Raw genomic sequence first — 4,790 nt, 5'->3', positions numbered from 1 at the left:
CGGCGGCCGCCGCGGTGGCCGCCGCGGCGGCGGCGTGCGCGGCGAGGGCGATCGCCTGCGGCGAGCCCTCCTCCGGCGGCGCCAGGATCGAGTCGAGGTACTCCTCGGCCTCGTCCTCGGTCTTCTCGAGCGCGTACATCAGCTCGGACGCGAGCACCTTCTTGGTGCGCGTGAACATCTGCTTCTCGCCCGTCGAGAGGCCCTTCTCGTTCTCGCGCGTGGCGAGGTTGCGGACGACCTCGGCCAGCTCGTAGATGTTGCCGGTCTTGATCTTCTCGCGGTTGTGCTTGAAGCGCCGGTTCCAGTTCTTCGGCATGTCCGTGCACGGACCCTCGAGCACGCCGAGGACCTTGCGGACCGTGTCCTCGTCGATGACGCGACGCAGCCCGACCGCGTTGGCCTGGTCGCACGGGACGTGGACGGTCATGTCGTTGTGCAGGATCCGGATGCGCAGGTACTCGCGCTCCTCGCCGAGCACCTTGCGCGGCGCGCGGGACTTCACGACCCCGGCCCCGTGGTGGGGGTACACGACGTTGTCGCCGACCTGGAAGTCGCAATCCGTGCTGATCGGGATCTCGAACAGGTCGTCGTCGATGGTCTCAGTCATGTGTTCCCTCCTGGGATGGGCCGCGCAGGGGCGCGGCGGGACGATCGCCGTGAAGGCGTGCGGCGCGGGAGCGCCTCACGTCTGCAGGTAGCGATCGACGAGATTGATCTCCTGCAGACGGCGAAGGCCCTCGCGGATGTCCTTCGCCCGGATCTCGCCGACGCCCGGTACCGATTCCAACTCGGTGTCGGTGCCGACGAGGAGCTCGTCCAGACCGCCGAAGCGATCGATGATCTGCTGGACGACGAGCTTGGGGAGGCGCGGGATGCGCCCCAGGACCCGGTGCCCTCGCGGGCTGACCGGGTAGTCCAACGTGTTGAGCTTCCGGTTGAAGCCGAGCAGCTCGGCGAGTCGACCGAAATCGAGAAGATCGGGGTGCGGGAGCCGCGGCAGGAGGTCGAGCGCCTCGGCCACCGCCTCCTCGCCGGGGTCCGTCGAGTAGTCGCGCACCAGCGCGGCCTTCTCGCCCGCCGTGCCGACCGTCGTCTCCTCGAGCTGCATCTCGATGAGGCGGCCGTCGGTGCCGAGCTCGACGATGTAGCGCTCGATCTCGACCGCCATGCGGGAGACGAGCTCGGCGCGCTGCAGCACGGTGAGGACGTCGTGCAGCGACGCGCCCCCCTCGAACTCGAGCGCGGAGAGGCGGGTGGAGACCTGGTCCAGGCGGGCGCGGTACTTGTCGAGCGTCGCGAGGGCCTGGTTGGCCTTCGCCAGGACGACCGGGATCTGGTCCAGCTGGTACCGCATGCCGTCGACGTAGAGCGAGACGACCTCGCGGCGCTGCGACACGGCGATGACGAGGGCGGCGGTCTGCTTGGAGACGCGTTCCGCGGTGCGGTGGCGGGTGCCGGTCTCCTGCGTGAGGATCGTCGGGTCCGGCACGAGCTGGACGTTGGCCATCGCGATCTTCGTCGCGTTGGCGTTCAGCGTGATCGCGCCGTCCATCTTCGCCAGCTGGTAGAGCAGCGCCGGCGTGTAGTCGATGTCCAGGCGGATGCCGCCGGAACAGAGGTGGGTGATCTCCTCGGGCTCACCGATGGCCAGGAGCCCTCCGGTGTGCGCGTTCAGGATGGAATCGATCCCTTCCCGCAAAGCGGTTCCGGGTGCAATCATCTCCAACGCCTTCACCAGCCGGGGTTCCTGACGACCTTCGAGTTCTTGGAACTCTTCGCCGGGGCGCTGGACCATCGCAACGATTGTATCAAGCTGGTAAGCGCTTTCCGCCGATCGTTTCGGGTGGTCGAACGTGGCCGTCCGTGGGCGTTTTCGGGGCACCCGTCCCGCGACCGAGGGCGCGCCACGGCCGGTGTCCCGCGCACGGCCGGCCCGTCGGCCGTGGTCGGGCCCGGTCGACCGCCCGCGGTCAGTCCTTCTTGCGGGGCAGGGCGGCGCGGAGCGCGTCGCGGAGCGTCGGATGGCGCTCGGGCCGGACGACCTCGCCGAGCCCGAACTTGCGGGCCTCGGCCAGCCGGCGGTCGGCGTGGCCGACCCCGCGGAGCTCGCCCGTCAGCCCGACCTCGCCGAAGCAGGCGACCGGCAGGTCCGCCCGGCCCTCGCCGCCGATCCCCGGGACGATCCCCCGCGCCGCCGACGCGACCGCGAGCGCGACGGCGAGGTCCGCCCCCGGCTCGTCCGCCCGGACGCCTCCGACGACGTTGACGAAGACGTCGTGCTGGCTCGTGGAGAGGCCCGCGTGCCGGCCGAGCACGGCCAGGACGAGTGCCAGGCGGTTGCGGTCGATCCCGTTGCAGACGCGCCGCGGCGGCACGAGCTCGCTCGGCGACACGAGCGCCTGGACCTCGACCAGCAGCGGGCGGGTGCCCTCCATCGCACAGAGCACGACCGACCCCGCGGCCTTCGTGGCCTCCCCCACGAACCGCGCCGACGGGTCGAGCACCTCGACCAGGCCGACGCCGCGCATCTCGAAGACGCCGGCCTCGTTGGTGGAGCCGAAGCGGTTCTTGCTCGCCCGCAGGGTGCGGTAGGTGCGCTCGCGCTCGCCCTCGAACTGCAGGACGCAGTCGACGAGGTGCTCGAGCACGCGTGGGCCGGCCAGCGAGCCCTCCTTCGTGACGTGGCCCACGAGCACCGTCGCGACGTCCAGGCGCTTGGCGACCTCCATCAGCCGGCCGGCGACCTCGCGGACCTGGCCGACGGACCCGGGCGCGCCGTTGAGGTCCGGGTCGTGCATCGTCTGGACGGAGTCGATCACGCAGACCTCGGGGCGCTCCTCCTCGATCGTGGCGATCACGGTGGCGAGGTCCGTCTCAGCCAGGATCGGGACGTCGAGCGCCGCGGCGAGCCCCTCCGGGTCGTGGGTGCCGAGGCCGGCCGCGACGTCCTCGGCCCGCGGGGGCGCGGCCAGCCGCTCGGCCCGGAGCCGCACCTGCGCGGCCGACTCCTCGCCCGACACGTAGAGCGTGCGCGCGCCGGCACCCTGGAGGTGCCCGAGGACGGTGTTCAACAGCGTCGACTTGCCGATCCCCGGCGAGCCGCCCAGGAGCACCAGGGATCCCGGGACGAGGCCGCCGCCGAGGACCCGGTCGACCTCCCCCAGCCCGGTGCGCAGCCGCGGGACGCGGGGGGCGGTGACGTCGCGCAGCCGCGTCGGCCGGCCCGGCGGGACGCCGCCGCGCGAGCGGGCCGCCGGCCCGGACGGCCCCGCGGAGGACGAGCCGCCGCGCCCGCCCGTCGGCTTGGTCGCCCGCTCCTCGGTGATCGTCCCCCACGCCCCGCAGCCGGGGCACTGGCCGAGCCAGCGCGGCGTCTCGTGGGCGCAGGCGGTGCAGACGTGGATGGTCGCGGCACGGGCCATGGACCGCACAACGGTACGCCCGGCACCGGCGGAGGAGGAGACCCCGCCCGTGCCGATCCGGTGCGTCGGGCGTGCCGATCCGGCGCCGCGGTCGCAGCGGCCGGCCGCGCCCGGCGGTGCCCCGACCCCGAGTGGCCCCGAGCCGGGCGACGCGCGCCGCCCGGCCGCCCTCAGGAGATGGCGTCCAGCGCCCGCTCGAGGTCGGCCACCACGTCGGCCGGGGTCTCGAGCCCGGCGGAGAAGCGGATGTAGCCGGGGCCGACCTGGCCGTCGCCGAAGCGGTCGCGGCGCTCGGCCGTGGAGTGCAGCCCGCCGAAGCTCGTGGCCTCGGCGACGAGCTCGAGCGCCGCGAGGAGCCGCTTGGCCCGGGCCATGCTGCCGACGTCGAACCCGACGACGCTGCTGAAGCCCGGGTAGCGGACGTCCTCGAGGTCGTCGCGCGCCGACAGCGCGCCGTGCACGGCCACCGCGACGGCCTCCTGCCGCCGCAGCCGGACGTCGAGGGTGCCGAGCGAGCGGTGGGCCAGCCAGATCTCGAACGGGCCGGGGACCGCGCCGGCGAGCGTCCGCCAGCGGCGCAGCTGCTCGACGAGGTCCGTGTCCAGCCCGGAGACGTGCCCGAGGATGAGGTCGCTGTGCCCGGTCAGGTGCTTGGAGTCGGACGAGACCACGAGGTCGGCGCCGAGGTCGAGGGGGCGCTGGCGCAGCGGAGTGGCGAGGGTGTTGTCGACCACGACCTTCGCGCCGGCCTCCTGGCAGGCGGCGATCGTCGCGCCGAGCTCGATGACCTGGAGGCCCGGGTTGGCCGGGGTCTCGATCCACACCAGCGCGGCGCCCTTGGCGGCGCGGCGGATCGCCTCGTCGGTCGTGGGCACCGTGCGGACGCCCACCCCGCGCGTGGCGAGGTGCTCGCGGGCGTACTGCAGGACGCCGGGGTAGCCGTCGTTCGGGGCCACGAGCAGGTCGCCGGGGCCCAGGAGGGTCTGCAGGACACCGGTAGCGGCGGCCATGCCCGACGCGAAGACCACCGAGCGCCCGCCGTCGAGCGCCGCGAGCGCCTGCTCGTAGCGCTCGAAGCCCGGGTTGCTCATGCGGCCGTAGAGGTGCGGGGTGTCCTCGACGTCGCCGGCCGCGTGGTACGGCGCCGCGAAGACCGGGCCGCGGAGGAACGGCTCGCCCTGGACGGGCGCGCCGATCCCGGCCGTCACGACGCGCGTCGCCAGCCCTCTGAGGTCGTCGTGCGTCGGGGGCGGCTCCGGGTCCGCCTGCGGGCGCACGACCGAACGTCCGTTCGCATGCGTAGACTCGGTGCAATGGCAGGAAGCGGTCGGATCGTCGTCACCGGTGCTCGCGAGCACAACCTCAAGG

The 4,790-nt window shown here is 73.4% G+C and carries 4 protein-coding genes; all 4 read right to left on the bottom strand.

Features of this window, described 5'->3' with window-relative positions; translation table 11 throughout:
- The coding region (locus AB0L40_RS26615; RefSeq protein ID WP_364361638.1) for a CarD family transcriptional regulator at window positions 1-607 on the bottom strand (607 nt) is incomplete at its 3' end.
- Window positions 608-682: 75 nt separating this feature from the next.
- Window positions 683-1,795, bottom strand: a complete 1,113-nt coding sequence (gene disA, locus AB0L40_RS26610; RefSeq protein WP_364361636.1) for a DNA integrity scanning diadenylate cyclase DisA — start codon at window positions 1,793-1,795, stop codon at window positions 683-685.
- Window positions 1,796-1,970: 175 nt separating this feature from the next.
- The gene (radA, locus tag AB0L40_RS26605) at window positions 1,971-3,422 is read right to left on the bottom strand and encodes a DNA repair protein RadA (protein WP_364361634.1); all 1,452 of its coding nucleotides are present in this window, start codon (window positions 3,420-3,422) and stop codon (window positions 1,971-1,973) included.
- 170 nt (window positions 3,423-3,592) lie between these two features.
- A complete protein-coding gene (locus tag AB0L40_RS26600; protein ID WP_364361632.1) occupies window positions 3,593-4,699 on the bottom strand; it encodes a PLP-dependent transferase in 1,107 nt (368 codons plus the stop codon).
- Window positions 4,700-4,790: the final 91 nt, after the last annotated feature.

The organism is Patulibacter sp. NPDC049589 (genome assembly GCF_040675535.1).
Taxonomy (GTDB): domain Bacteria; phylum Actinomycetota; class Thermoleophilia; order Solirubrobacterales; family Solirubrobacteraceae; genus Patulibacter.
Note: the sequence above shows the minus strand (reverse complement) of the source record. Positions and strands in the feature narration are given on the sequence as shown.